The following is a 25,751-nucleotide window of genomic DNA, read 5'->3' as shown; positions in this document are numbered from 1 at the left end:
GAGACTGGAAACCTTGGTTTTTACTTTTATCCTTTGGAGATTAGGGATTCTATTTGTTGCGCATTATAGATGAAAAAATGTCCAAAATGTGAGAGTTATGCGATTGTAAAAGATGGCTTTGTCGGTAATCCGCCAGTCCAGAGGTATAAATGCAATACTTGTCAGTATAGGTCTTCCAAAGAAGTCACGAAATACAAACTGGATTCATATGAGAATGCGGTAATTACTTCTATACTGAAAGGGAAAACGTATTCGGAAATTGCTCGTGAAATTGGGATTCACAGATCAAGTGTAATGCGGTGGGTTAAGACGAAATCCCTGGAAGAGAAGGGATTATTAAAAAGACTAGTACTCTCTCTAATGATGTACCTAGAAAAGGTAGACCCAAAGGAAATTTCAAGATTGCTTGCGCTACCCCCGATTTTGATCAAATTTTGGATTAAATCCTATAAAGACATGCCTGTCAGGAATCTGCCTCGACATAGTGGAGAATCATATGAAATAACTTCATGGGATACCTCCAATCTATTTGTTGAAAACAAGCCATACAGAATAGAGTATTATCTAGGTGGTTTTACAATAATTATCATTTCCTCAATCCCTAACGAGTTTCTTCCAATTACTATAACAAAACCTGGGTCAAGTTCTCAACCCGTGTTGGATGGATTTGTTCGCATGAGGGCGATTCAATTACAACTAATCGGAATGGATAGTGAGAGTATTGTCGAATACTTGGATTTAGAAGAAAGTGATCTTAGTGACTTTATGAATATGAGTCTTGAAGAATGCAGAAAAAGCTACATAGGGGAGCCAATTATTAAAACTGTTCCCATTGAATACTTTCATTACATTGAGGTTTTTATTGAGATGATGGACGGGGAAATCCTCTTAAATAGATGATCCTTATTGCTAATTAATTTCGTCTAGTTTGATAACATGTTCCATCAGTCTACTTTCAGAAACGGCCATATACCGTTCAAAGCTAGAGAAGTTCTTGTGATGACTCAATTTCATGACGTCTTTCATAGGAATACCTTTATCCAAAAGTCTCGTAATGAACGTCTTCCTACCAATGTGAGTAGTTAATACTTCATATAATGGCAGCTTAATTATTTTATCCTCCTTTCCATCCGCCTTTTTCACCTCACGCTGGTTAGTTAATCCTGCATCCTTGCCAATCAGTTTCAATTTTTCATTTACCTTCTGGTTTGACGGTACTGAAATATGACCTTGATATTTTTCTACTATATGGCGGGCAACATTATTCAATGGAACATGCAGTTCTACACCGGTTTTTTGTGAATGCATAACAATTCTGTCATTTAAGATATTTGACTTGCGTATTTGCGAGTACTCTGAAAATCTTAAACCAGTCATACAACTAAAAACAAAAGCATCTCTTATTTTTTCGTGGGTTTTTAACTTTGGTTTATAACTCCATAGCTTAGATAGCTCTGCTTCAGTAAGCGCAATTATAGTTGCATCCATAGAAGGCTTTTTGAATCTCTTGTAGTTGGCGTTTGTAATTATTCCGTTAAGGTCACACCAGTTTAGAAATACTTTGAGTTGTTTTATCTGCGCACCAGTAGAGTTATTTCCAAGCTTTATTGTGTTTTGTAAAAAGTCAAGGTATTTATGGTACCAGCTTTCGTTGACGCTATTGAAATCCATCCTTCTTTTAAGGTGTGATTCAAATGCTTCCAAGTGCTTCTTGAATGTTCTATACCCCTTTAGAGTACTGTCCTTAACATGATCAACTTCCTCCTTGTAAGTAATAAACTCATTAAGGCAACTAAAGAAATCGGATGAGGTCACTTTTTTTGGCTCTTTAGACTCGATGTACTTGGACTTTACAAGTTGCGCCGTAGGTTCAATGTTCTCACGAATCAAATGTCGTCTAACTTCATCTATTTCGGCTTGAATTTCCTCTATGAAAACATTTAGTTTATTGAAACCGCGATGTTGTTTTTTGACTTTACATTCATTTGGGTTCCAATGCTCTGCAAGAATTTGTTCACCGGTACTGAAATAAGTATTTTTTGACTTGTGCGTATACTTAATATAAATGGTGACCTCGCCATGGCTATTCTTCCGGTCTATTCTAATCACTCTTTTTGTCTTACCCATCCGATTAGTTTTACGCCAAATGAAGGAAGAATTATCGAATAAAAAATGCAAGGTGTGTTAAGGCTTCTCATTTTTTTTCAACATGCTGGTTGATGAATTTTTCCAAATCCATTCTCCTAAAACGCACCGGAGACCTTGAGTTATAGCCTATCCTTATCTTTTTCAGCTTACCACTTCTTATATGTTGGTATAGGGTCATCTTAGACACTTTTAGGAGCGAGCATGTGTCAGCAATGGTTAAAAGCTCTAACGGGTCAATACCTCTCAGTTGATCTTCGAGAAAGTCTTCATTATCCTGAAGAAACTCTTCCAAACACTCTCCAATAATTGTTTTCAATTCGAGTCTTATTATAGAGACCAACTCTTCCTCCAATCTCATGGAGCAAAGAAAAAAATGAGAGAATTCGAGAACTAGCAAATTGTGTTAATCGAATTCCAGGGGTTAAACAAGAGCTGGCGTATAAATTTCTTCATATTTTCTTCCATCTCGTACACAGGCAAATATTCGGTGAATCAGTTTGTTTCTAATGGCATTTAGCACCACCATTTTATTCTTCCCTTCTGATACTTTCCTTTCATAGTAATCACGCAGTTCTCCCGGACTTGATACCGAAGATCTGGCAGCTAAATTGAGCAGCACCTTCATCGGCTTATGGGCTCTGTGACTCACTTTTGTCCTCCCTCTGATCCGTTTGCCTGACTCATATGGAAACGGAGCTACTCCACACTGACAGGCCATTTTTCGTGGATCGTTGATACTCTTAAATTCGTTCGTCATCACCAATATCGAAGCGCCTACAATTAGTCCTACACCTTTCACTGAACTCATTTGACTATATAGCTTTTGAAGGTGGGCATCCTCATTGATGATCTCCTTCATCTTACTTTCAACCTCTTTTAGTTGACGTTTCAATTGGGCCAGTATCGGCTTTAAATGTGCGGCGTGTTCCTTACTCCAGCCATCACCCATATAGGTCTCCTCTCCTAGTGGTGATGATAAACGCTGCTTTGTATTTAGCAACCGTTTTCGAAGCTGATAAAGACTCTTAAGTCTATGAATCACTGCTCTTGGTGCTTCCCATAATTTAGCCTCCTGCTGCTTAAAAAAAGCATATTGAGCTATCCGTTCCGCGTCCAAAGCATCGTTTTTTCCTCGCGAAAGACTATGAAAAGCCTTGATTCTACCTGCATCTTCTACCCACAAATCCAATTGTAATTCGGCACAAACTTCTATCACATGTTTGCAGTAAATACCTGTATTCTCCATGCACACCAACCAGGTACTTTTCTTATCGGTAAATTCCTTAAGCTTAGATTGAAGGTAGTTCTTCAAATCTTTTACACTGTTAGCCAACTGATCATGTCCTCTCGTACGATCATCTTTCTGTATGACCAAATCCAAGGTCTCCTTCGATACATCAATTCCTACGATTACTGTTTTCATTTCATTAACTTTAATGTGGACGTTTAATCAACATACTTAAACACTATCAATCCCTTTATAATGGACCTGAACCTCCAGATGGTGGGCCGTTCCTAAATTCCAGATGATGCTTGTTTAAGTAAACAGCAGAGGGACTAATTCAACTAATGGTACGATAGACCCGGACGTTATATAGGTCCCCTCTGCTGATGTTGTTTTTTATTTAAAGATATAGACCCACCTTCTGTAACGGTTCTGTCAATTCATTATCTTTAAATATTACAACGACTCTAAGCTAAAGGGATGTTAAGGTGTCATCTAGATTCAATTTCGAACTTGTATCGGCTATCTTTTTTCCAAGTTTTGTTCGTCTGGATGGTTTCTCGTGGACGTTATTTAATCAATTAGGTTGATTCTTTCTGCTCATGATTTCTCATTATATGCTTAATAACTATCTGAGTGATTAAACCCTTTAAAGAGGCCTAGGCATTTAACCTTCTATTCCACCTTTTATATCAGCCAAGGAATTAGCAATAAATTGTTGCAATTCCTGACTGCGGTTTTTAAGTAAGGCTACCTTAAACTGACATTGCATAATGCCTCACTTCCGATCAAGTTCACTATGAACTTTTTCATTTTAGATCATACATATATACCAACAGGTGTCACCTTGATTCGAGTGCATGGAATATTTATGGCTGAGCATCATTAATGACCTAGATTTTTGAAGAATCTTCTGACAGGAGTAGATGGTCATCAATGGCAATCAATAGTCAAAGATGACGTTCCCCTACGGACTACTTGAAAGCCACTCATTTGAGTGGCTTTTTTTTATGCTTTGGGGGAGGCAAGCTTGTTGGACTTTGGGTTGAGCGTTATCGAGGATCAAGCAATAAAGTTGTGGGGAGATTGTACTAAGCATAGATTTTAGAGAGTCGATATAGAAAGAAGCTGACATTCCTAACGCCTCTAAATTGGACTCTGAGTGCTTTGATCTTTGCATTGAATGATTGCGGACGGCTAGTCCTGCAGAAGCATTGGTAGATCTATTATCGAAGAAGTTTAGGATACTTAGGTAGTGGTTTTGAATTGTTCTTGCTATAGTATTTTGAAGCCTTAAAAGCCCTCTTAAGCCAATTTTAGAGTGTTTTTCTTTTATGGGTCAGAATTATTAATGTTTTTTATTATCCAGCTTTCCTTGTCGTTCCCTTCAACACCAATTCCTGATTCACTACGATTTTATCGCTAACTAATTCTTCTTCCGATAAGATTTTAATCATGATATGGGCTGCTTCAAATCCCATTTGTTCGGCTACATTTTCTACGGTTCTAAGCTGAGGATATCGTTTAAGGAATTTATCTAAAAATTGATGAGTGCCCGTGTGATTCAATTTTAGGAGGAATTCGGATAGACAAGTGATTCAAAATAGAAATGTTCAATTTGAGTGTCCTTATGGGAGGTACTAAATATCTATGCCAGCGAAATAGATAGCTCAACTAATAACATTAGATAAATCATAGACGCTGAGTAATTTCCCAGTTCTTTTCTAAAAGCCTGAAGTGCTCTTGATATGTGATTTTCAACAGCTTTAGTTGTTATGCCCAGTTCTTCGGCAATTTCTTTATTAGAATAGCCTTTGAATCGGCTCATCTGAAACACCAACTTTCGAAGCTTCGGCATGGAATTAAACGTCCTCTGAATTTCTGATTGCAGGTCGTTATAGAGCACTGTGTTTTCTGTATTGTTTTCCGGGTTTAAGAAATGAATTTGGTAGTCGTTTGCTGCTTTCTCCCGAACTAGTCTGCGATACTTGTCAATGATAATGTTTCTGGCAATTGAGTATAAAAACGAATCAAATTTTTTACTTAAGTCAATTGAATCTCTTTTTACCCAAAGTTTAATAAACACTTCTTGAAGTACCTCTTCGGCATCCTCAGGACTTTGACCATTATTGATGCAAAACCCATATATATTCTTATGATAGCGATCATAAACAGCCTTAAAAGCAGCTTCGCTTCCTTCGCTCAACTCCAAAATGATATGGTCGAATTCTTTGCTCAATGAGGTTTGCGGGAGTTAATTTTTGAGTGTTTTTCTGTCACCAATGTAGCAATTAGTTTTTGGAGCTATTGCTGATGTCATTGTGAATCTGTAATATCAGAAAGAAGAAATATTGATAAATATGAAATTTTATTAGCATTTTTTATTGTTATTTTTACTTATTGATATGTTTTTATAAAACTTTTGTAAAAGTTTCATTTTTATGAGTGTTCTAATGGAGCCAGGCGTATTACTATCAAACAACTCGAAAGGTGAATCTCAAAAACTTAACAAAATTCTTATCAGGCAAATCTTCTCATCAGGAGGCTCAGGAAATTGCCAGCTGGATTCATTCTGATGAAGCTGAGATAACCATAGGGGATGCACTTCAGAAGAATAAGTCTGATGAGGTCGAGATTGAATCGGAAAGAGTTTACGAATCCATTCTGGATGGTGTGCGAAAACTGGAAGCAGAAGAAAATACCTTAGTTGTGAACTTTCTGAGGGTTAATCACAAGATGAGTCGATTTAGAAGATTTTATGGAGTGGCTGCAGCGATTGTTTTATTTATGACTGCTTATTTCGGATTATACAATCTGGATGACCTTGAGTCAAAAGAAAACACTCTAATAAAAGATCCAATTGTCAAAATCACGGATAAGGGTCAAAAATTATCCTTTCGACTTACAGATGGTACCATAGTTAAGTTAAATGCTAACAGTAGCCTTTCTTACGATTTTTCTGATCCCAACGGAATCCGAAAAGTTCGATTAACAGGAGAGGCCTTTTTTGATGTAGCAAGAGATAAATCAAGGCCTTTTATTATCCAAACTGACGAATTGGAAGTTTCCGTGCTGGGTACATCTTTTAATGTAAATACCTCCCGAGAAAATAGACTGGTTGCTGTAAAATCAGGAAAAGTGAAGGTAAGGAGTGTCTCAAATGGTGATATGGTGTTTTTGCAGAAGAGTGAGTTTACGAGTCTCAATGATGATAAAACATTGTCAAATCAGCCAATAGCGGATCAAGAAGACCTATTCGGGTGGGTGGATAATAAGCTGGTATTCAGTGCCGACGAAATAACAGAAGTTACTTGGAAAATATCTCAATGGTTTGATTGTGAAATTGATTTGAGAGTGGATATAAAGGGTTTGGACAGATATACGGCCGTTCACAATAACCCTACTCTTAAAGAAGTTTTGGAATCATTTTCACATGCATATCAACTTAAATACGAAATAGATGGAAAAAAAATAACCCTGAAATAACTCAATAAACAACAAAAAAAGAGTCGAAATCACTTTGGGGAAAGCTTCGACTCTTTTATACGAAGTTTTAGTCAATCTAAACCAAAACCTATGAATGCAAAACTACTTAAAATTGTTATTCGCATGTCGAAATCAGCAATTTATGCTCTCATTATTTGTCAGTCCATTGTTATGGCTGTCGCAAACAATCTGGATGCACAGCGCAAACAGTTCAGTGAACTGGAAATTAATCTTCCTGAATATCAAGGGGATGTAAAACTGACCACTTTGATCAAGGATATCGAGGAGGTAAGTGAATTCGAATTTGCCTACCCTCAATCACTTGTTAGAGGGAAGGAGCTGTTAATACAAGGTGGTTCATGGAATATGGAAGACCTTCTCAAGAAAGTATCAGCGAGCTCGAAAATATCAATTAAGAGAGTGAATGAGGTTATTTCCTTGACAGAAGCAAGCGTCAATTCAAGTCTACCAAAAATAAGTGAACAAATCTTTATTCAGCAGACTGTCTCAGGTACTGTCACCGACGAAAATGGAGAATATCTTCCAGGAGCAACCATTATGGAAAAGGGAGCCAATAATGGTACTGTATCTGATATTAATGGAAATTTTTCTCTTGAAGTAAATGAAGGGGCTGTCCTAGTGGTTTCTTTTGTTGGCTACACCCCATCAGAGATTGTCGTTAATAGCCGGTCACAGATTATTATTTCCTTAGAACCGGATGTAGAAAGTCTGGAGGAGGTAGTGGTGATTGGATATGGGGAAGTTAGAAAAAGAGACCTCACTGGAGCAATTTCAAGTGTGAAAGTTGAAGAAAATGTATCCCGTCAGTATAACTCTGTCGATATGATGTTACAGGGACGAGCAGCTGGGGTTCAGGTATCTTCAAATGCGGGTAATCCAGGTCAGTCTATTAGTGTCAACATTAGAGGAACAAGCACGCTAAGTGGCAAAAGTCAGCCGCTCTATGTTATTGATGGTGTAATTGTGAATTCAGCCAGTGAGGAAGTGCTCAAAACAGTGGATGACGGTAATGAGTATCAGGCCCCTCAAAACGGGCTAAGTGGTTTGAATCCGCAGGATATAGAAAGTATGGAAGTACTAAAAGATGCTTCTGCTACTGCTATTTACGGTTCTAGAGGAGCAAATGGGGTAGTGCTTATCACTACTAAAAAAGGAAAGGCTGGAGCAGCAAAAATCAATGTTTATAGTACAATTGATTTTTCTGTCATTTCAAAAACACTTGGTGTGATGGATCCAGTTACTTATGCGGAATTTAGATTGGAGCAATCAGACCTTACCAATTCAGCTCCGGATTATAGTATTCAGGGCACAGACGTGTACAGGATATCTTATGATACAGGAGAGCCAGTCACCAGCTATAATCCAATAAAACAGATTTCTTGGCAAGACGAACTGTACAAAATGGGTGTGAGTTACAATGAGGGCATTACGATCAGTGGAGCAGCCGATAAGACTAACTATTACTTTTCTGCAAATTATAGAGATCAGAATGGTTTGGTAGATAATTCAAATCTTAGAAATGGCAACTTGAGGTTGAATCTAAATCGCGAACTTAATTCAAAACTGGAATTGGATACAAGATTGAGCTTGAACTATACAGATCTCAATTTTGCGCATACTGGAAATAAAAGTGGGTCTAACCGCAGTTTTACCTCGCAGGTACTTAGATATAGACCACTTCTAACAACTGATGAGTCTATTGATATTGAAAATGAACTATCCAACCCGTATGCATGGGTGAATGATTTTGATGATATCACAGAGGAAATACGTCTGCAGGCTGTCAACAAATTAAGCTATAAAATGACTGAAGCATTAAAATATAGTTTTCTAATAGGTCTTGATTATCGCAACAAAGAAAGGTCAAGGTGGTATGGGACAAATACTTATAGAGGTAACCTCCAAAATGGTAACCTTGGCATATCTAGCCTTACACGCTATTCCTACACAATGAATCATTTGTTGACCTACAGTAAGAAATTTGGCAAGAATCACAGAGTTAACTCAACTCTAGGATTTACGTACGATGCTGGAAACTCTAAGTACGGCAATTACGAAGTTGCCGATTTTCCTGTTCAGACATTACGAACAGAGTCACCGCAAGCAGGACAAAACGTGCTCAGGCCATTGTCATTTCGATATGTAGATCAATCTATACAGTCTGTTTTGTTCAGGGGTAATTATAACTTTCAAGATAGGTATTTAGTAACTGCTTCTTTCAGGGCAGACGGCTCTAGTAAATTCGTGGGCGGAAACAAATGGGGCTTTTTTCCGGCTGTAGCATTCGCTTGGAGGCTCAGTGAAGAAACATTTTTGAAAGATCATTTTTTTGATGATTTGAAACTTCGCACAGGATGGGGGCAAACAGGGAATCAGTCGATTAATGCTTACAGTACGCTTTCGCAATACGGACCAAGCACTACAAGTAATTATGTAGATACTAATAATGGTATATTGGTAGGGAACGTAGTGTCCGGTATAGCTAACCCTGATCTAAAATGGGAGTCAACAACACAATTTAACGTGGGGTTAGATATTGGTCTATTAGAAAGCAGACTTGTTGCAAATGTTGATTTGTATTCCAAACACACCAAGGATTTACTTCAGCAACTTGAGATAGGGCCTTCAAATGGCTTTACAACAATGCCTGTAAATCTGGGAGAAATTTCAAATAAAGGTTTGGAGTTGAGCTTAAGTTATATAACATTTGATAAGGACGACATAAACATAACCATAGGGGGTAATATTGCTTTTAATAGAAATAGAATTGAAAAACTTGGTTTAGCTCCTGCTACAGTTTGGCACAACGGAAAAGAATCTGAAGAGATATACTATTTGGGTGAAATCATTTCAACAGGAAGTTTGCAACAGCCCGCAAATATTTTCATGGAAGGTCAGCCAATTGGGATGTTTTGGGGATATAAAACAGCGGGCATCTATCAAACAGAAGATGCGGCTGTAGAAGGACCAACTTTCAATGGGACGGACAATGTTGCCGGAGATGTAATTTTCGTTGATCAAAATGGTGATGGGAATATTGATGGCAATGACCGAACATTTATTGGCAACCCTAATCCGGATTTCAGTTATGGTTTTAATATTTCAGTTACGTATAAGCGTTTTAACTTATCTGCTTTGTTCAATGGGGTTTATGGAAACGATGTAGCGAATGCAACACTTTCACAAATAGGGTATGCTACGCTAACCAGCTCTAATGCGCTTAAAGACGCTTACATCAATGCATGGAGACCAGAGGCTCCTTCGAATAGCAATCCACGCATTGGCTGGAATTATGCAGATTCTCAATTTACAGATCGTCTGATTGAGGACGGTAGTTACCTAAGGCTGAACAATCTTTCAATCGGATATGACTTGCCTATCGAAAAAATTAAAGGTATATCCAAGGTAAATATTTATGTTTCGGCTAACAACCTCTTCACTATAACTAAATATACAGGGTATGACCCGGTTGCGACCAGTTATATGTTCGAAGGAGGCATTATGGGGGTCGATTGGCTTGGTACTCCCAATGTCAGGAATTATCTGATGGGTATCAATCTATCTTTTTAACATCTAACACTCTAATAAGATGAAACTAAAAATATTATTTAGCGCTACATTTCTTGTACTCATGACTCTGTCATGTGATATAGAAGAAGATCCGAAAATTTTTGCAGGAGACACCATGTTTCAAGATGTTGCAGGTGCTCAAACTGTACTCAATAGTGTATATGCCTACGTTGGTAACTTCAAATCAATGTCAGGAATTTTCCCACAATTGGTTACAGGTTGTTCAGGCTTGTTTGGAATGGGGAATAATGGCCTTGCTACAGTCATAGGTAATTTGTCTCCTTATTCTTCTCACAACTTCATAACCAGGCAATGGACCGGGTTTTACATAACCGTAGGAAGGGCAAATGATCTGATTGATGGCCTCTCTGAAGTGAAGCTGGAAAACGTAGAGGAGCAAAACGACATTTTGGGACAAGCTTACTTCATTCGATCATGGATGTATTTCAACATGGCCAGAATGTGGGGCGGAGTTCCTCTTGTAGTTGGAAGGGTAACACCTGATAATGCCAATCTTCCAAAAGCATCAATTGAAGAAGTTTATGAGCAAGTGATCGATGATGCACTTGAGGCAAAGGCTCTACTCAAAGACATCTCAAATCAAAGTACAGGAAGGCCAGCTTCTCAAGCCGCAAGCATGCTGCTTGCCAAGGTCTATATGGAGCTTGCCGGAAATCAAACTGCCTCCGAAACCAATTATTGGCAAATGGCAAAAGATGAAGCCTTGGAGGTTTATGGAAATTATACCCTTGTTTCTGATTTGAGTACACTATGGTATCCTGAAACAAGTGATAACTCAGAAGAGAGCATTTTTGAGCTTCAAGGGAATGAAACTTATACTTATCAATGGGAACAACTTTACTCAGCAAATGGGAGCAATCTGGGTAGGAATATGGCAGGAAAAATGTTTGTAAATCTAGAGGTTTATGATAGCCATGTGAACAGGTACCCTGATGATCCGAGAATAGCTACGACATTCGTCACATCATTTTTGCGCTATAAAAGTAATTCCATTAATGACACAGTTACCGTAAATACATATCCCTACTCCTCTAAAAGAGGGGATTTGAGGGAGAGTTTTCCATTTTGCTTCAAGTATTTCGTTAAGGATCATACTAAGACCAGTTATTTCACTAATCAAAATTTGGTGGTCTACAGGTATGCCGACTTATTACTGATGTTGGCTGAAATTGAAAATGAACTGAATGGCCCGACAGATGCCTATCAGTACGTGAACGAGGTTTTGGCCAGAGCAAGAACATCCGGGGGTGCAAGTGCCACTGAACCTGCTGACTGGAGTGGGTTGACACAGGAAGAATTCAGAGAAGCAATAATGCAGGAACATACTTATGAGTTGCTTGGAGAAGGCCATGATTGGTTTAATGTGAGACGTAGAGGTTACGACTGGTTTAAAACCCATGTTATTGATGTTCATAACAGTCACCCCACCTATGATTTTAGTACTAGATATGACCATGAGTATCAGGATAACCCTCGAATAATGTTGCTACCATTGCCCTCTACAGAAATAGCAGCAAACCCCAATGTTTCGGATGCCGATCAAAATTACGGTTATTGAATACATAGTTTTGAAGTATAAGCTAGTAGTTGTTTTATACTGGCCGGCAGGACGTTAGTTCTGCCGGTATATTTGATCTATTCATTTTTTCAAAATCAAATAAAGAATATATCGAGATGATATTCTCAAAATCTTTTTCGAGAGCAACTTCATTCTGTGTTGCATTGTGCCTATTATTCTCTTGCACGCGGCAAGAAAGAGAATCTCAAGATCCAAATATTATTTTCATACTTGCTGATGACCTTGGTTATGGTGATTTGAGTTTTTTGGGACAGAAAAAATTTGCTACTCCGAATATCGATAAACTCGCCAGTGAGGGTATGCTTTTAACCCAGCACTATGCGGGCAGCACGGTATGTGCCCCTTCAAGGTCAGCGCTGCTAACAGGTTATCATACCGGTCATACTCCCATAAGGGGTAATATTGGTGTGCAGCCAGAAGGTCAGTGGCCGTTACCTGACGAATCTTACACCATGGCTGAAATGTTAAAATCCAAAGGTTATTCAACAGCGGCATTTGGAAAATGGGGGTTAGGGTTTATCAGTTCGTCTGGCGACCCTAATAAACAAGGCTTTGACTACTTCTATGGGTATAACAGCCAAACACTTGCACATAATTATTACCCAGATCATCTATGGGAAAATACTCATAAAGTGATCCTTAACGAAAACAGTGACGGAATGAAAGGACAATATGCTCCAGATATCATTCATCAAAAGGCGCTTGATTATATCCGAAATGATCATAATAATCCATTTTTCTTGTATTACGCTACTCCTATACCACATGCAGAACTGATTACAACAGACGTAAATATGAAAGACTATGAGCGCTTGTATGATCCGGAAGAACCTTATTCTGGAGTGGATTATGGTGAGGAGGCATTCCGGCTAGGGCCATACGGTTCGCAACCAAGACCTAAAGCTGCTTTTGCTGCCATGGTAGCGTTACTAGATCGTCAGGTTGGAGAGTTGGTAGATGTTCTTAAAGAAGAAGGACTTGATGGGAATACATTGGTAGTATTCACCTCCGATAATGGTCCTCATCAGGAAGGTGGTGCAGATCCAGACTTCTTTGATAGCAATGGCCAATATAAAGGATACAAACGAGACCTGTTTGAGGGAGGCATTCGAGTACCCACAATAATAAAATGGCCCGAACGTGTTAAGGCCAAAAGCAGTTCTGCACACATTTCAGCCTTTTGGGATTGGTTACCTACGTTCGCTGAAATCACAGGGGTAGAGTTGAATGATACAATTGATGGGATTTCATTTCTGCCCACATTACTTGGGCGGACAGATCAACAAATTAACCATGATTATCTCTATTGGGAATTCCATGAACTGGGTGGCCGGCAAGCAGTCCGTAAAGAAGATTGGAAGCTGATCAAGTATCATGTGCTTGATACTAGCCAAACTAAGACCATGTTATTCGACATTAAAAATGACCCTTCAGAGTCAAAAGATTTGTCTCAAATTAAACCTCAAATAGTTCATGAGCTATCGGAAATCATGTCCAGGGCCAGAGTGCCGTCAGACGTATTCACATTTCAAGCAGAAACAATTATAAAATAATGACTTATAGAAAACCAAAAGCGATTTTCCAGCTACACGTGATTCTGACGCTTCTCGTATCAGTGGTGTTTTTTGATCTTAGAGCTCAGTCAGGTGAGACGTACTTTGAAAACTGGCCGGCTGGTACTTCGCCCGAAGAAGTAGGAAGAAAGGTAACGATCAAATTTTTGAATTCCCCACATTCTCCCGAAGGGATTGCTAAGGCAAACAAGCCAGTAACTAAAATCACCTACAGAGAAGTATGCACTTGGTTAGGTGGCCTTTGGTTTGCGGAGGCGGCAGAAGATGAGCAATTGTTGAGCAGGCTAGAAGATCGGTTTACACCATTATTTTCTACGGAGGCTCACCTTCAGCCTCCACTCAACCATGTTGATAATAACGTGTTTGGAGCTTTGCCGCTAGAGTTGTATCAGCAAACAGGTGAAAAAAAATATCTTGAGTTGGGGTTAAAATACGCCGATGCTCAATGGGAAATTCCGGGAGAAAGTTCAGAGGAAGAAAAACAGTGGAGTGATCAGGGGTATTCATGGCAGACACGTATTTGGATAGACGATATGTTCATGATCACAGCCCTTCAAAATCAAGCATTCCTTGCTACGAATGATGATAAATACATTAAAAGAGCTGCGAAAGAAATGGTTCTCTATCTTGATGAAATTCAATTGGAAAACGGCCTTTTTTATCATGCTCCCACAGCACATTATAGCTGGGGTAGAGGCAATGGATGGATGGCTGTAGGCATGACAGAGCTTTTGAAAGTGCTCCCTGAATCCAACATGGACAGGGAGAGAATCATGAAAGGCTATTTGTCAATGATGAATGCCCTTCTGGAAAATCAATCAAAAGAAGGGATGTGGAGACAAATAATAGATGACAAGGAAGCCTGGAAAGAAGCCTCGGCCACAGCCATGTTTACGTATGCATTTATAACAGGGGTAAAAGAGACGTGGTTGAAACCTGATATATATGGTCCCGCAGCACGCAAAGGTTGGTTGTCGCTAGTAAGCTATTTGGACGAGAACGACGAGTTGACAGAGGTGTGTGTGGGAACGGGAATTAAAAACGATAGAGATCATTACCTCAACAGACCTAAAACAACTGGAGACCTTCACGGCCAAGCCCCCTTATTATGGTGTGCAGCAGCTTTAACTAATCTAAACTATGAGTAACATAAAACATACATTTATCGGACTTATGACAGTGGTTTTATTTCTGTCGTGTCAAGCTGAAAAAAATATTTCACCTGACGAGCAAGAACCAGGCGATAGCTTGGATATATCGACAGATCCCTTTGCCGATCTTATAACTGATGGCGGGCTTGGAGGGGATGTGATAAAGGTCACGAATTTGAATCAATCGGGTGCTGGTTCGTTAAAAGCTGCTTTGGAAAGTTCAGGCCCTCGAATCGTTGTATTTGAAGTCGGGGGAGTCATTGATTTGGGAATGACAACTCTTACAATTTCTAATCCAAATGTTACTGTGGCAGGGCATACTGCACCTTTTCCGGGGATTACGCTAATCAAGGGAGGGCTTTTGATCACCACACATGATGTGGTGATCAAACATTTAAAAGTTAGACCGGGTGATGCAGGACAGGCTGTTGCCAGTGGTTGGGAACCTGACGGTATTACTATTTACGGAGAAGAGGCGCATCATATTACCATAGATCATTGTTCAATTACCTGGGCTGTGGATGAAAATGTTGGCATATCGGGGAAACGGCCACTTGGAGTTGGGCATACTTCTCGAAAAATTGTGCTAAGCAACAATATTATAGCTGAGGCATTAAGTGTTTCATCTCATTCCGAAGGAGAACATTCTAAGGGTACGCTGGTGTTTGATAATAGTCAGGAAATTTTGATAAAAGGAAATTTGTATGCCCACAATAAAGACCGTAATCCTTTTTTCAAGGCCAATACTACGGGTGTAATAGTGAATAATCTGATTGTCAACCCGGGCACAGCTGCTATGCGTGGCGGGTATGTAGAGTCAGAATGGGAAGGCCTAGATATCACTCCAGATTATCCTACGCTCGATATCATTGGGAATGTGATGTATGCAGGTGCAAATACAGGTAGTAAAACCTATTTGTTGAAAGGGGAAGCGTATGCTTTTGAACAGGATAATATCATGGAAGGCGATGGATTTACTTTGATTAAGCTGGATCCTCAGGTTGACAGTTACGATGTACCCTTTTTTAGAATAGAGAACCTGACAATCATACCAGCAAGTGATGTAGTGGATGAAATTTCTTCGGATGCTGGTGCATTTCCTGCAAATCGTGATGCGATCGATCAGCGCATCATCGAAAATGCAATCAATAATACAGGGAAAATCATCAATAGCCAGGATGAAGTTGGCGGGTATCTGGAATATGAAATGCAGACAAGAAAACTGACCGTTCCAGAAGCAGGTATAGACATCTGGCTGGAAGAAATGGAGAAAGAAGTTTTGAATTGAGATAATAAGCCTGATGAATAAATATATCTGTTTAACTGTACTGTTTTTTAGTGTTGTTTTTTCCTATGCTCAGCAATGGGATCAGCCATTAGCGGCATTTAGAAATTTCCCCGAAGGGGCTGTTTATCAAAATAAAGGACTGAACCCTGAAGCGAGAACAAAAGATGTCGTGAATCAACTCACCTTTGAAGAAGTGCTTAGCATGGTAGGTGGCTGGAACAAGTTCTTTGTTCCAGGGTTACCCCGACTAGGTCTGAGGCCGATTTTTATGGCCAATGCCTCACAAGGGGTAAACTTGCGAAAGGCTTTCACTGATGAAGATACCAGTACGTCTTTTCCTGGAGCGCTGGCTCTTGCAGCCACATGGAATGCCGATTTAGCTCATGAAATGGGTAGTGGTATAGGTAAGGAGTGCCGTATTTGTGGTGTGGATATTCTATTAGGGCCTGGCCTGAACATGCAGAGATTCTCTGTGAGTGGCAGAAACTACGAGTACTATGGTGAAGATCCTGTGCTTACCACTATTATGGGGACAGCTTTTATAAAAGGCCTTCAAAGCCAAAATGTATTGGCCACTGCCAAACACTTCCTTGGCAATGATCAGGAGTTTTGCAGACACATCACTAGCTCGAACATAGATGAGAGAACCATGAGAGAAATCTATCTTCCTCCATGGGAATCAGTCATTAGAGATGCGGACGTCAAAGCGATCATGACTGGAAATAACATGGTAAATGGAGTGCCAAATGCAGTTGATGATGCCCTTCTTAATGGTGTTTTGCGAGAAGAATATGGCTTTACGGGAATAACCATGACAGACTGGCAAAACACAAATTATTTTCCTGAATTACAAGGCATGTTTCCAAAGTCTGGCATGAGTTTACTAATGCCGGGCTCTGAGACCTTTATGGCTTATCTGGAGCCTTATTTAAAAGAACACCCTGAAGAACAGACAGTAGTTGATTCTCTGCTTAGAATCAAAGTTTATCAAAACCTGCTACCGCTTTTCGAGATGGGTATATATGACAGGCCAGAAAAAGATAAAAGTCTGCTTCCTGAAATGGAGAAACATAAAATATTGGCCAGAACCATTGCCGAGGAGGCCTTCTGTCTACTTAAGAATGACGATGACTTCTTGCCTATAATCGATAGCACTAAGAATATACTTTTGATTGGTCAGCCCGAACTTCATAGTGGCAAAGGGAGTGGTTTTGTGAAAGGTTACGATCATACTACATATGCAGATGGGCTGGAAAATTACTATCCAAACTTTGTATGGACAGATAGTCCAACTGAAGATGATGTAATAGCCGCAGATGCCGTTATATATATATTGAATAAGGAGGCTGGTGAAGGGTTAGATGTTCCATTTGAGGTAGGATGGGATCATCGCATATCCTGGGCTGCAGCCCTTAATCCAAATGTTGTTGTGGTGATCAACTCCAGCAATGGTTTACCAATGCCATGGGTCAATGAAGTTAAATCTGTACTGTGGGCAAATTTTCTGGGGCAGGAAAGAGGAAATGCTCTGGTAAATATCATAAATGGCATCTCAAACCCATCTGGTAAGATGCCTTTTACGCTAGAGCATCGGTTTGAAGATTCACAAGATATGGATTTCAATTATGTGAATGGTAAACCTTACTGGTACGGCAATAATAATTTTTATAAAAGTTATTGGCTAGGATATGACTCTCTGGGCGCTAACGAACATTTTCGCAATAATATAAATCCCCATCAAACTATCCCAGTCAATTACTCAGAGGGCGTCTTTATGGGATATCGCTGGTATGACAAGCAGGAAAAAGATGTCCTGTTTCCTTTTGGACATGGGCTGTCTTATACCACGTTCGATTATGGAGGTATGAAATTGTCCTCCCGAAGGATAAAGAAAAACGGCAGTGTTGCAGTAACTGTGGAGTTGACAAATTCAGGGGAAAGGCCAGGCGCTGAGGTAGTTCAATTATACATATCAGACAAGCAAAGTAGTGTGGAAAGGCCTCTGCGGGAGTTGAAACACTTCAAAAAGATACTCTTAAATCCTGGTGAAACCTCCACAGTCATATTCCACCTAAATACTAAGGATTTGGCGTTTTGGGATGTGAATACACATGATTGGAAAGTGGAGCCTGGCGATTTTGTTATCCAGCTAGCGTCCTCTTCGAGGGACATTCGAACGGTGAAAGAATTGACTTTTAAATAAATGGATAAAAGGTTAGGCATATGGGCGGCTTTGATCTCGCTTTCGGCTTTGATCTCATTTTTTGGGTGTGAACAATCCGAAAATGTAAGGAGGCCAAATATATTGATCTGTATCTCTGACGATCAGTCATTTCCTCATGCGGGAGCATATGGATGTCGGTGGGTAAAAACTCCAGTATTTGATAGAGTGGCTTCAAATGGATTGCTTTTTCAAAGGGCGTATACACCCGATGCTAAATGTGCGCCATCTAGATCCGCACTTCTCACTGGACGTAATCCTTGGCAATTGGAAGAAGCCGTAAATCATGTCCCCCTTTTTCCAGAAGGTTTCGAGACTTTCCCTGAGGTACTCGAGCAAGGGGGCTATCATGTTGGGTATACGGGTAAAGGATGGGGGCCAGGGAATCCAGGGTTGAAGGAAGGTGTGAAACGAAAACTGGCAGGTCGAGAATATAATCAAGAGAAAAGAGTTCCTATAACAACAGGTATATCAAACATTGATTATGTCAAGAATTTTAGTCAATTCATCGCGTCAAAAAAAGAAGATACTCCTTTCTGTTTTTGGTTTGGAGCTAAAGAACCACATCGTCCCTATGAGTTTAAAAGTGGTCTTAAAAATGGGAAGTCACTGAACGAGATCGATAGGATGCATTCATTCTGGCCGGATAACGATACTGTAAAAAACGACCTGTTGGATTACGCTTTTGAAATAGAATACTTTGATCAACAGATCGGTGAAATGCTGGATTTGCTTGAAGAAAATGGTGAATTATTCAACACCATCGTTATTATCACATCAGATAATGGGATGCCGTTCCCTCGAGTGAAAGGTCAGGAATATGAGTTTTCTAACCATTTACCATTAGCGATCATGTGGCCAAAGGGGATTCTTAATGCGGGTCGTAGTATTGAAGACTTTGTGAGTTTGACGGACCTTGCACCTACAATATTGTCAGAAGCAGTAATCAACCCGGAGATTATTGCACAGATGAAAATGGAGGGTAATTCACTTTCCCCGTATTTCGAAGATCATCTCAATGATAATGCTCGAAATCATGTGCTTGTAGGGAAGGAACGACATGATGTGGGAAGACCCGGAGATGTGGGATATCCTATTCGAGGAATTATTTCCAAAGAGTTCGTCTATCTGAAGAATTTTTTCAAAAGTCGGTGGCCTGCAGGGAATCCAGAAACAGGGTATATGAATTGCGATGGTTCGCCTACCAAAACTTCAGTTTTAAATACAAACAGACTGAACCCTACTAAAGAATGGGAGCTGTGTTTTGGAAAAAGACCAGAGGAGGAGCTTTATCGCTATAAGTCCGATCCAGACTGTATTGCCAATCTCGCAGAGATTATTGATTATGACGAAACAAAGCAAGCACTACTCGCTAAAATGGTTGGGCAGTTAAGATTGCAGGGAGATCTCAGGGTACTTGGGAAAGCAGATGAATACGAGGGTTATGCTTATGCAGATTCTGCCACTCTTCATTTTTATGAAAGATATATGGCAGGAGAAAACGTGCAAGCCCGATGGATCAACGAATCAGATATTGACACTTTGAAAAATTTAGAAAGATGAAGTTTATGAAATTTTTCATCCTTTTAGTAGGGATATTAATGTGTGGCAGACTGTATGCAGATGCTTTATCTATTAGCTCGCCCAATGGTAGAGTAGTAGTGGAGGTGGATATAGAAAAGAAAATAGTATGGCGTGCTGGAGTAGGAGAAACTCAAATATTAGATTGGAGTGAATTAGCCCTAAAAGTAGATGGCAAATGGCTAGGGCACCATGCGCAGTTGAGATCAGTCAATAGGTCTTCAGTAGATCAGGTAGAAAATCCTATCGTTCCCGTAAAATCATCGACCATCCGAAATAACTATAATCAATTGGACTTGAATTTCAAAGATGGATATTCAGTTGTTTTTAGAGTTTTTGACAATGGTGTTGCCTACCGTTTCAAAACTGCCATAAAAGGTGATATTTTGATAGACGATGAAATAATTAACCTCCATTTCAATGATGATAATAATGTGCTTTTCCCTGAGGAGGAATCATTACAATCTCACTATGAGCGACTCTATATCGATCAGCCCTTGACGCATCTGAATTCTGGTCGTTTTTGTTCCCTTCCCGCATTGATCAATGCAGAGAATAATGTGAAAATCGGTATTACTGAAGCCGATTTATTTGACTATCCGTGTCTTTTTCTAGAATCCACCGGTAACAAAAGGCTCATTTCTAAATTCCCTCGGGTCATTCTTGAATCTGAAAAAAATGGAGATCGAGCGATTGAAATTCTCAAAGAGGGTGAATATATCGCCAAGACTTCAGGCAATCGAAGTTTTCCCTGGAGGGTATTCATGATTAGTGAGCATGATGCCGAACTTGTTGAAAATCAAATGGTATATCTACTTTCTCGTAAGAATAAGCTAGCAGAAACCTCATGGATAAAACCTGGTCTGGTGGCTTGGGACTGGTGGAATGACAACAACATTTACAAAGTAGGTTTCAAATCAGGGCTTAACAATAATACTTACAAGTACTTCATAGATTTTGCATCGGAGTATGATATCCCTTATGTGATGCTGGATGAAGGGTGGTCGAAAACCACTACAAATGTGTTAGAACCAAACCCTGAAATAAATATAGAAGAGCTTGTTGCATATGGAAACCAAAAAGGTGTCCGACTTATACTTTGGACACTTTGGGGACCTTTGGATGAAGATATGTCGATAATTCTTGACAGGTTTCAGGAATGGGGTGTGGCTGGTGTGAAAGTCGATTTTATGACTCGAGCAGATCAGTATATGGTCAATTTCTACGAGCGCGTAGCTCGAGAGTGCGCTAAGAGACAGCTTTTTGTCGACTATCATGGAGCATTTAAGCCTTCCGGCCTACACGTCGCATACCCCAATATACTTAATTATGAGGGCGTTAAGGGACTGGAAAGTTATAAACTCAATGGGCTGATTGATCCAAATCATGAGGTTCAGGTTTGTTTTACACGAATGCTTTCCGGTCCACTCGACTATACGCCAGGAGCTCTGATAAATGTCCATGAGGATGATTTTAAAAAAAGCTATCACAACCCTATGAGCAAGGGTACAAGATGTCACCAACTGGCTTTGTACGTGATATATGATGCGCCTCTGCAGATGCTTGCTGATAGCCCTACCAGATACTATGCGGAAGATGAAACAACTAGGTTTATAAGCCAGATGAAAACTGTCTGGGATGATACAAAAGTTCTGGATGCCAAGGTGGGTGAATATATCGTAACTGCCAGGAGGAGTGGAGAGGATTGGTATATCGGAGCAATAACAAATAATGATCCTAGAAATCTAAAAGTTGATCTGTCTTTTTTGAATGATGGAAACTACCGTATGGAGGTTATGGAAGACGGAATCAATGCCTCCAAAGTGGCTATGGATTTCAGCCATTTTACGCAAAGTGTCTCAGAAGGCTCCAAAGTGGTAATAAAAATGGTATCTGGAGGTGGCTGGGTAGCCGTGATCAAAAAAGTTCATCCATGACTTTTAAATCCTGAAATAAATAACTGTAAAATTCATAATTAAACTAATTCAATCATGAAAAATTTCTACGCGAGTAAAGAACTACTTAGATGCCTTGGGCTTCTGATCTTGTTTGTTTTGCATTTGCCTTCATTTGCACAAGATGGATGGACGGTTTATTCTTCAGATGCCCTACCTGAAGATTCAGACCCTGTCTGGATAAGAACCTCTGATGCTGGATCGATTACGGTAATTGATGACGTTGATATCAGTGGAAATAAATTACTGGAATTTAATACCATGACTGGGAGTGATCAGCTTTGGTACAAAACAGACAACTTTCCAGAGCCACTTCCACTTGGTTATACCATGGTTTTTCGTATCAAACAAAACAACCTTGAAGCAGATAGGCTGATTGAGGTGGATATGCATATTAATGGCATCAGAGAACAATTATTAATTGGGGCCGACAGCATTCTTAAACTACAGAGATCTGGAGAGGAGGTTGATCTGTCAGGGGTTTGGTCCCCCAATGAATGGAATGTTTTTAGAATCAGCTTAGATGCTACAAGCGGTGAATCTGGAGAAGTTAATCTTTATATGAACGAAGAAACTACCCCAGTATTGACGGCTACCACCACAAGAACGACAGGAAGTAAATTTATTCGGTTTGGTGATGGAAACAATACCACCTGTTCATCTCTTATTGACTTTATTGCATATGATAGTGGGGCATATTCTCCTGAAGCCAGTCCTCTACCAGCAGGGCTAATTCCTGGAACAGAATTGAGCAGTGTTGCTACCTTATCTGAAATATCAATAAATGGAGAACAGATAGCTGGATTTTCTTCTGAGACATTTGACTATCAAATAGTTTTGGCCACAGATGTAGAAACAGTGCCAACTGTTACATATACGAAGACAGACGCAAATGCCAGCGTAGTTGTCAATGATGCCACAGGCTTACCGGGCAGCACAACTTTGGATGTAACTGCTCAGGATGGTGAAACTAAAAACACATACACTATAGCATTCACTTATGAAGCCAGTGTTTTGTCGAATGTAGCAACACAGTCCAATTTGATCGTTTACCCCAATCCGGTTTGGTCTGAGATGAGTGTAAACGGAGCAAAAAGTATTCAGAAGGTTGAGGTTTATAATATTAAAGGACAAAGAGTGCTTCTTTCTCCTGAAATTCATTCAACAAGCACCAAATTAGATATTAGTGATTTGACTTCTGGAGTGTATCTGGTAAACGTGTCTTATTCTTTGAATGAAGCCGAAGTGTTTAGAATAGTTAAGAAATAGATTGATATGTAAGATAGGGGTATTCACAAAGCAACTTCCTGCCATTATATTTATACATGAACCTTCTGATTGATTTCAGAAGGCTTTTACAGCGAGCGGTTGACACAAATATGATTGTTGTAATATGTTTGAAGTATCTAAGCCCAATCAATAAGTCTATGCTGAGGTTATAGGAAATCCTACTTCTCTTGAATCCTCTAAAACCAGTTCTTGATTTAACAAGATTTTGTTGCTTGACCATCATCCAATTAGTCAACTACATTACTGAACTTGGCTAAGGAGCCATAAAAGAGTGAAGGGTTTTTGCTAAGGGCAATTAATGAAATATCCTTCAGTTTTCTTGTTACAACTTTAAGTAAATGATGAATTACAGCGTTTGCTACATGATTGATTTGCAATAGGACTATTAGAGTACAGGGTTTTGATCATATTGTATGGAGTATCTGATTAAGAGGTAGCTGATGACCGCTTAACCTATGTGACCCTAAACAACACGCTTTTGTGTCTTAAAATCAAGAACATGTATTTGAAACAGATTCTCTGTGAAACTAAAGATTGTTGGGATTAGGTAATTCTATTCAAGAACAGGTTTAATATATAAAATCAGGTTTTTTTAATAAAAGCTATGTGTAGGTTTACACCTTCCTCTCAATCAGTCAGACTATAAATTGTTTTACTAAAAGTTTTATAGTTTTTATATAAGTATCTGATTATCAGTATTGAGAGTAGTTCCCTACGGACTACTTAAACACACTAAAAAACCTCTTAAATAACTATTTAAGAGGTTTTTTATTTTTAGGTCAAGGTATAGGTCAAGTATTCTGGGATCAGGCAATGCAAAGATCAAAGCACTCAGAGCCCAATTTAGAGGCGTTAGAAATGTCAGCTTCTTTCTATATCGACTCTCTAAAATCTATGCTTAGTACAATCTCCCCACAACTTTATTGGTTGATCCGTTTTTCTTACCTTTATGAAGGTATGCAGGTGGATAATATTAAGAATGCAGTCCTAGTGGTATATTTATCAAGCTTCTTCCATATGGCAATTAGCAAAGCAAGCTAGACAAGGCCAATTAATATTTAAATTATAATAAAGTGACTCTTGCTCTAGAGTATTATAATGAGTAGAAGAAATCCTCACGGAGTGGGTTAAAACTATCTACTAATCTCGCCTGAGTAGTGAGCAGTTTTATGATGTGTTTTTTACCTGAAGGAACCGCAATAATGTCCCCGGCTTTTAAATGTTGATCTTTTTCCCCTTCGCAATAAAAGATAATTTCCCCTGAAGCAACATAAGAGGTCTGAACATGTGGGTGGGAGTGAGGTAGCTCAGCTTCGGCCCAGGGGCCATCTGTAAAATCAATCACTACTGTCATTAGCTCCCCAGTGAAGATAATTTTTCGTTCTAGTCCTTCTCTTACTTTTTCGGCAGGGGTTTCATCGAATTTTAATACGGACATGTCATTTGCGTCTTTTAACTGTCGTACTTCATTTTCCTCAAACTGGCCTCCAACCAATAATAATCAGCATAAACTATTGGTACGTCTATTTCGCTATCCTTAGGCCAGTTTCCTGTACTATGTATAAGTAGGAAGTTGTTATTGGTTCCCAAACCTGCTCGATAAGTAGGGGAGGAGAGACTTTCCAAAATAGAATTTGCTGCATTCAGGTATTTCTCGCTACTGCTGCTGGATGCGTACTCACTCAACTCATAAAGACCTGATGCAATAACTGCAGCTGCCGAGGCATCTCGAGGTTCATTGGGAATGTTTGGTGCATCAAAGTCCCAATATGGGACTAGATCATCTGGTAGTTTAGGATGTGAAAGGATAAAATCTGCAATTTTGATCGCTTGATCAAGAAACCTTTGATCTCCTGTCTCTCTGAAAGTCATGGTATATCCGTATAAACCCCAAGCTTGCCCGCGTGCCCATGCTGATTCATGTGCATAACCTTGATGTGTATGTCTGTCTAATACTTCTCCTGTGAGCGTGTCGTAATTGATCACATGATAAGAGCTATTATCTTTTCTAAAATGATTCTTCAGAGTAGTCTCTGCATGCGAAAGAGCAATATCGCAGAAGGCAGAATCACCAGTTGTTTTAGTTGCCCAAAATAATAGCTCAAGATTCATCATGTTATCGATGATTACAGGAAATTGCCACTTGTCAGCATTATGATCCCATGATCTAAGGGCTCCCACCGTAGGATTGAAGCGTGTGATCAATGTTTTCGCACTTTGTATCAGTATGCCTTTGTATTCAGGGTTATTGGTCAAACGATATCCGTTTCCATAACTGCAATACATCTTAAATCCCATGTCATGGGTTTTCCCATTCCATTGCTGATCTTCTACATTTATAGTGAATTTTTCAGCAGCTAGTTTCCATTTTTCATCGCCTGTATACTCATAGAGAAACCAAAGATTTCCAGGAAAGAAACCGCTCGTCCAGTCACGGGATTTGACTAATCGGAGACTTCCATCCTCTTCTGTATTTCTTGGATTTCTTGGGGTATCCCCAATCCCTTCCAACATAAGGGTCGTTTGCTTGCTGGCAAATTCGAAATTTTCAGTTATTGGGTCTTCAGATGAAGTCTCTTTTTGCAAATTGCTACATCCCGTCAATGATATGCAGAGTGCGATTATTATTACTCTTTTCATA

At 39.5% G+C, this 25,751-nt stretch carries 18 protein-coding genes and 2 pseudogenes; 12 read left to right on the top strand and 8 right to left on the bottom strand.

Annotation, left to right across the window (positions count from 1 at the left end; genetic code table 11):
* Positions 1-69: 69 nt before the first annotated feature.
* The gene (locus ABJD64_RS25265) at positions 70-900 is read left to right on the top strand and encodes a helix-turn-helix domain-containing protein (protein WP_348208252.1); all 831 of its coding nucleotides are present in this window, start codon (positions 70-72) and stop codon (positions 898-900) included.
* 9 nt (positions 901-909) lie between these two features.
* Here the strand turns inward: ABJD64_RS25265 and ABJD64_RS25260 are convergent, their stop codons facing one another.
* The 6 genes and pseudogenes from ABJD64_RS25260 to ABJD64_RS25235 form a co-directional block, all read right to left on the bottom strand.
* Positions 910-2,127, bottom strand: a complete 1,218-nt coding sequence (locus ABJD64_RS25260) for a tyrosine-type recombinase/integrase (protein WP_348208251.1) — start codon at positions 2,125-2,127, stop codon at positions 910-912.
* A 67-nt stretch (positions 2,128-2,194) separates the two neighbouring features.
* A complete protein-coding gene (locus ABJD64_RS25255; RefSeq protein ID WP_348208250.1) occupies positions 2,195-2,464 on the bottom strand; it encodes a helix-turn-helix domain-containing protein in 270 nt (89 codons plus the stop codon).
* Between the two features lie 105 nt (positions 2,465-2,569).
* Positions 2,570-3,571 carry an IS110 family transposase gene (locus tag ABJD64_RS25250; protein ID WP_348208249.1) on the bottom strand — a complete coding sequence of 334 codons (1,002 nt, stop codon included), beginning with the start codon at positions 3,569-3,571 and terminating at the stop codon, positions 2,570-2,572.
* Positions 3,572-4,464: 893 nt separating this feature from the next.
* Positions 4,465-4,652 (bottom strand): annotated as a pseudogene (locus ABJD64_RS25245) (transposase); the annotation flags it as partial.
* 82 nt (positions 4,653-4,734) lie between these two features.
* Entirely contained in the window at positions 4,735-4,941 is a 207-nt protein-coding gene (locus tag ABJD64_RS25240; RefSeq protein WP_348208248.1) for a hypothetical protein, read from the bottom strand.
* Between the two features lie 80 nt (positions 4,942-5,021).
* Positions 5,022-5,612 carry an RNA polymerase sigma-70 factor gene (locus ABJD64_RS25235; protein WP_348208247.1) on the bottom strand — a complete coding sequence of 197 codons (591 nt, stop codon included), beginning with the start codon at positions 5,610-5,612 and terminating at the stop codon, positions 5,022-5,024.
* 251 nt (positions 5,613-5,863) lie between these two features.
* Here ABJD64_RS25235 and ABJD64_RS25230 point away from each other — a divergent pair, with 251 nt between their 5' ends.
* From ABJD64_RS25230 to ABJD64_RS25180, 11 genes and pseudogenes are all read left to right on the top strand, one after another.
* Entirely contained in the window at positions 5,864-6,859 is a 996-nt protein-coding gene (locus ABJD64_RS25230) for a FecR family protein (RefSeq protein WP_348208246.1), read from the top strand.
* 90 nt (positions 6,860-6,949) lie between these two features.
* Positions 6,950-10,450, top strand: coding sequence for a TonB-dependent receptor (locus ABJD64_RS25225; RefSeq protein ID WP_348208245.1), 3,501 nt, complete (start codon positions 6,950-6,952; stop codon positions 10,448-10,450).
* 19 nt (positions 10,451-10,469) lie between these two features.
* The gene (locus ABJD64_RS25220; RefSeq protein WP_348208244.1) at positions 10,470-12,029 is read left to right on the top strand and encodes a RagB/SusD family nutrient uptake outer membrane protein; all 1,560 of its coding nucleotides are present in this window, start codon (positions 10,470-10,472) and stop codon (positions 12,027-12,029) included.
* A gap of 116 nt (positions 12,030-12,145) precedes the next feature.
* Positions 12,146-13,603, top strand: a complete 1,458-nt coding sequence (locus ABJD64_RS25215; protein ID WP_348208243.1) for an arylsulfatase — start codon at positions 12,146-12,148, stop codon at positions 13,601-13,603.
* Positions 13,603-14,772: a glycoside hydrolase family 88 protein gene (locus ABJD64_RS25210; protein ID WP_348208242.1), complete on the top strand. Its 1,170-nt coding sequence runs from the start codon at positions 13,603-13,605 to the stop codon at positions 14,770-14,772. Before ABJD64_RS25215 ends, ABJD64_RS25210 begins: the two co-directional genes overlap by 1 nt.
* Positions 14,765-16,063 carry a hypothetical protein gene (locus ABJD64_RS25205; RefSeq protein WP_348208241.1) on the top strand — a complete coding sequence of 433 codons (1,299 nt, stop codon included), beginning with the start codon at positions 14,765-14,767 and terminating at the stop codon, positions 16,061-16,063. The genes ABJD64_RS25210 and ABJD64_RS25205 overlap by 8 nt, the downstream gene beginning before the upstream one ends.
* Before the next feature lie 13 nt (positions 16,064-16,076).
* Positions 16,077-18,266: a glycoside hydrolase family 3 N-terminal domain-containing protein gene (locus tag ABJD64_RS25200; protein WP_348208240.1), complete on the top strand. Its 2,190-nt coding sequence runs from the start codon at positions 16,077-16,079 to the stop codon at positions 18,264-18,266.
* On the top strand, positions 18,267-19,847 hold the full coding sequence (locus ABJD64_RS25195) for a sulfatase (RefSeq protein ID WP_348208239.1): 1,581 nt from the start codon (positions 18,267-18,269) through the stop codon (positions 19,845-19,847). It begins immediately after the preceding gene.
* A gap of 5 nt (positions 19,848-19,852) precedes the next feature.
* Positions 19,853-21,802, top strand: a complete 1,950-nt coding sequence (locus ABJD64_RS25190; protein ID WP_348208238.1) for a glycoside hydrolase family 97 protein — start codon at positions 19,853-19,855, stop codon at positions 21,800-21,802.
* A gap of 54 nt (positions 21,803-21,856) precedes the next feature.
* Positions 21,857-23,089, top strand: coding sequence for a T9SS type A sorting domain-containing protein (locus ABJD64_RS25185; protein WP_348208237.1), 1,233 nt, complete (start codon positions 21,857-21,859; stop codon positions 23,087-23,089).
* An 827-nt stretch (positions 23,090-23,916) separates the two neighbouring features.
* A pseudogene (locus ABJD64_RS25180) lies at positions 23,917-24,012 on the top strand (DDE transposase); the annotation flags it as partial.
* Between the two features lie 191 nt (positions 24,013-24,203).
* Here the strand turns inward: ABJD64_RS25180 and ABJD64_RS25175 are convergent.
* Positions 24,204-24,548: a cupin domain-containing protein gene (locus ABJD64_RS25175; protein WP_348208236.1), complete on the bottom strand. Its 345-nt coding sequence runs from the start codon at positions 24,546-24,548 to the stop codon at positions 24,204-24,206.
* A 14-nt stretch (positions 24,549-24,562) separates the two neighbouring features.
* Complete coding sequence (locus ABJD64_RS25170) at positions 24,563-25,750, bottom strand: glycoside hydrolase family 88 protein (RefSeq protein WP_348208235.1); 1,188 nt, start codon at positions 25,748-25,750, stop codon at positions 24,563-24,565.
* Between the last annotated feature and the right edge of the window lies 1 nt (position 25,751).

Origin of the sequence: Reichenbachiella sp. (assembly GCF_039944555.1) — a bacterium.
In the GTDB taxonomy this organism is placed as follows: Bacteria; Bacteroidota; Bacteroidia; order Cytophagales; family Cyclobacteriaceae; genus Reichenbachiella.
Note: the sequence above shows the minus strand (reverse complement) of the source record. Positions and strands in the feature narration are given on the sequence as shown.

What these genes read in the sequence shown, in the direction of transcription:
- ABJD64_RS25265 (WP_348208252.1), top strand. Translation starts at nt 70, where the DNA reads ATGAAAAAATGTCCAAAATGTGAGAGTTATGCGATTGTAAAAGATGGC.
- ABJD64_RS25260 (WP_348208251.1), bottom strand. Translation starts at nt 2,127, where the DNA reads ATGGGTAAGACAAAAAGAGTGATTAGAATAGACCGGAAGAATAGCCAT.
- ABJD64_RS25250 (WP_348208249.1), bottom strand. Translation starts at nt 3,571, where the DNA reads ATGAAAACAGTAATCGTAGGAATTGATGTATCGAAGGAGACCTTGGAT.
- ABJD64_RS25225 (WP_348208245.1), top strand. Translation starts at nt 6,950, where the DNA reads ATGAATGCAAAACTACTTAAAATTGTTATTCGCATGTCGAAATCAGCA.
- ABJD64_RS25220 (WP_348208244.1), top strand. Translation starts at nt 10,470, where the DNA reads ATGAAACTAAAAATATTATTTAGCGCTACATTTCTTGTACTCATGACT.
- ABJD64_RS25215 (WP_348208243.1), top strand. Translation starts at nt 12,146, where the DNA reads ATGATATTCTCAAAATCTTTTTCGAGAGCAACTTCATTCTGTGTTGCA.
- ABJD64_RS25210 (WP_348208242.1), top strand. Translation starts at nt 13,603, where the DNA reads ATGACTTATAGAAAACCAAAAGCGATTTTCCAGCTACACGTGATTCTG.
- ABJD64_RS25205 (WP_348208241.1), top strand. Translation starts at nt 14,765, where the DNA reads ATGAGTAACATAAAACATACATTTATCGGACTTATGACAGTGGTTTTA.
- ABJD64_RS25200 (WP_348208240.1), top strand. Translation starts at nt 16,077, where the DNA reads ATGAATAAATATATCTGTTTAACTGTACTGTTTTTTAGTGTTGTTTTT.
- ABJD64_RS25195 (WP_348208239.1), top strand. Translation starts at nt 18,267, where the DNA reads ATGGATAAAAGGTTAGGCATATGGGCGGCTTTGATCTCGCTTTCGGCT.
- ABJD64_RS25190 (WP_348208238.1), top strand. Translation starts at nt 19,853, where the DNA reads ATGAAATTTTTCATCCTTTTAGTAGGGATATTAATGTGTGGCAGACTG.
- ABJD64_RS25185 (WP_348208237.1), top strand. Translation starts at nt 21,857, where the DNA reads ATGAAAAATTTCTACGCGAGTAAAGAACTACTTAGATGCCTTGGGCTT.
- ABJD64_RS25175 (WP_348208236.1), bottom strand. Translation starts at nt 24,548, where the DNA reads ATGTCCGTATTAAAATTCGATGAAACCCCTGCCGAAAAAGTAAGAGAA.
- ABJD64_RS25170 (WP_348208235.1), bottom strand. Translation starts at nt 25,750, where the DNA reads ATGAAAAGAGTAATAATAATCGCACTCTGCATATCATTGACGGGATGT.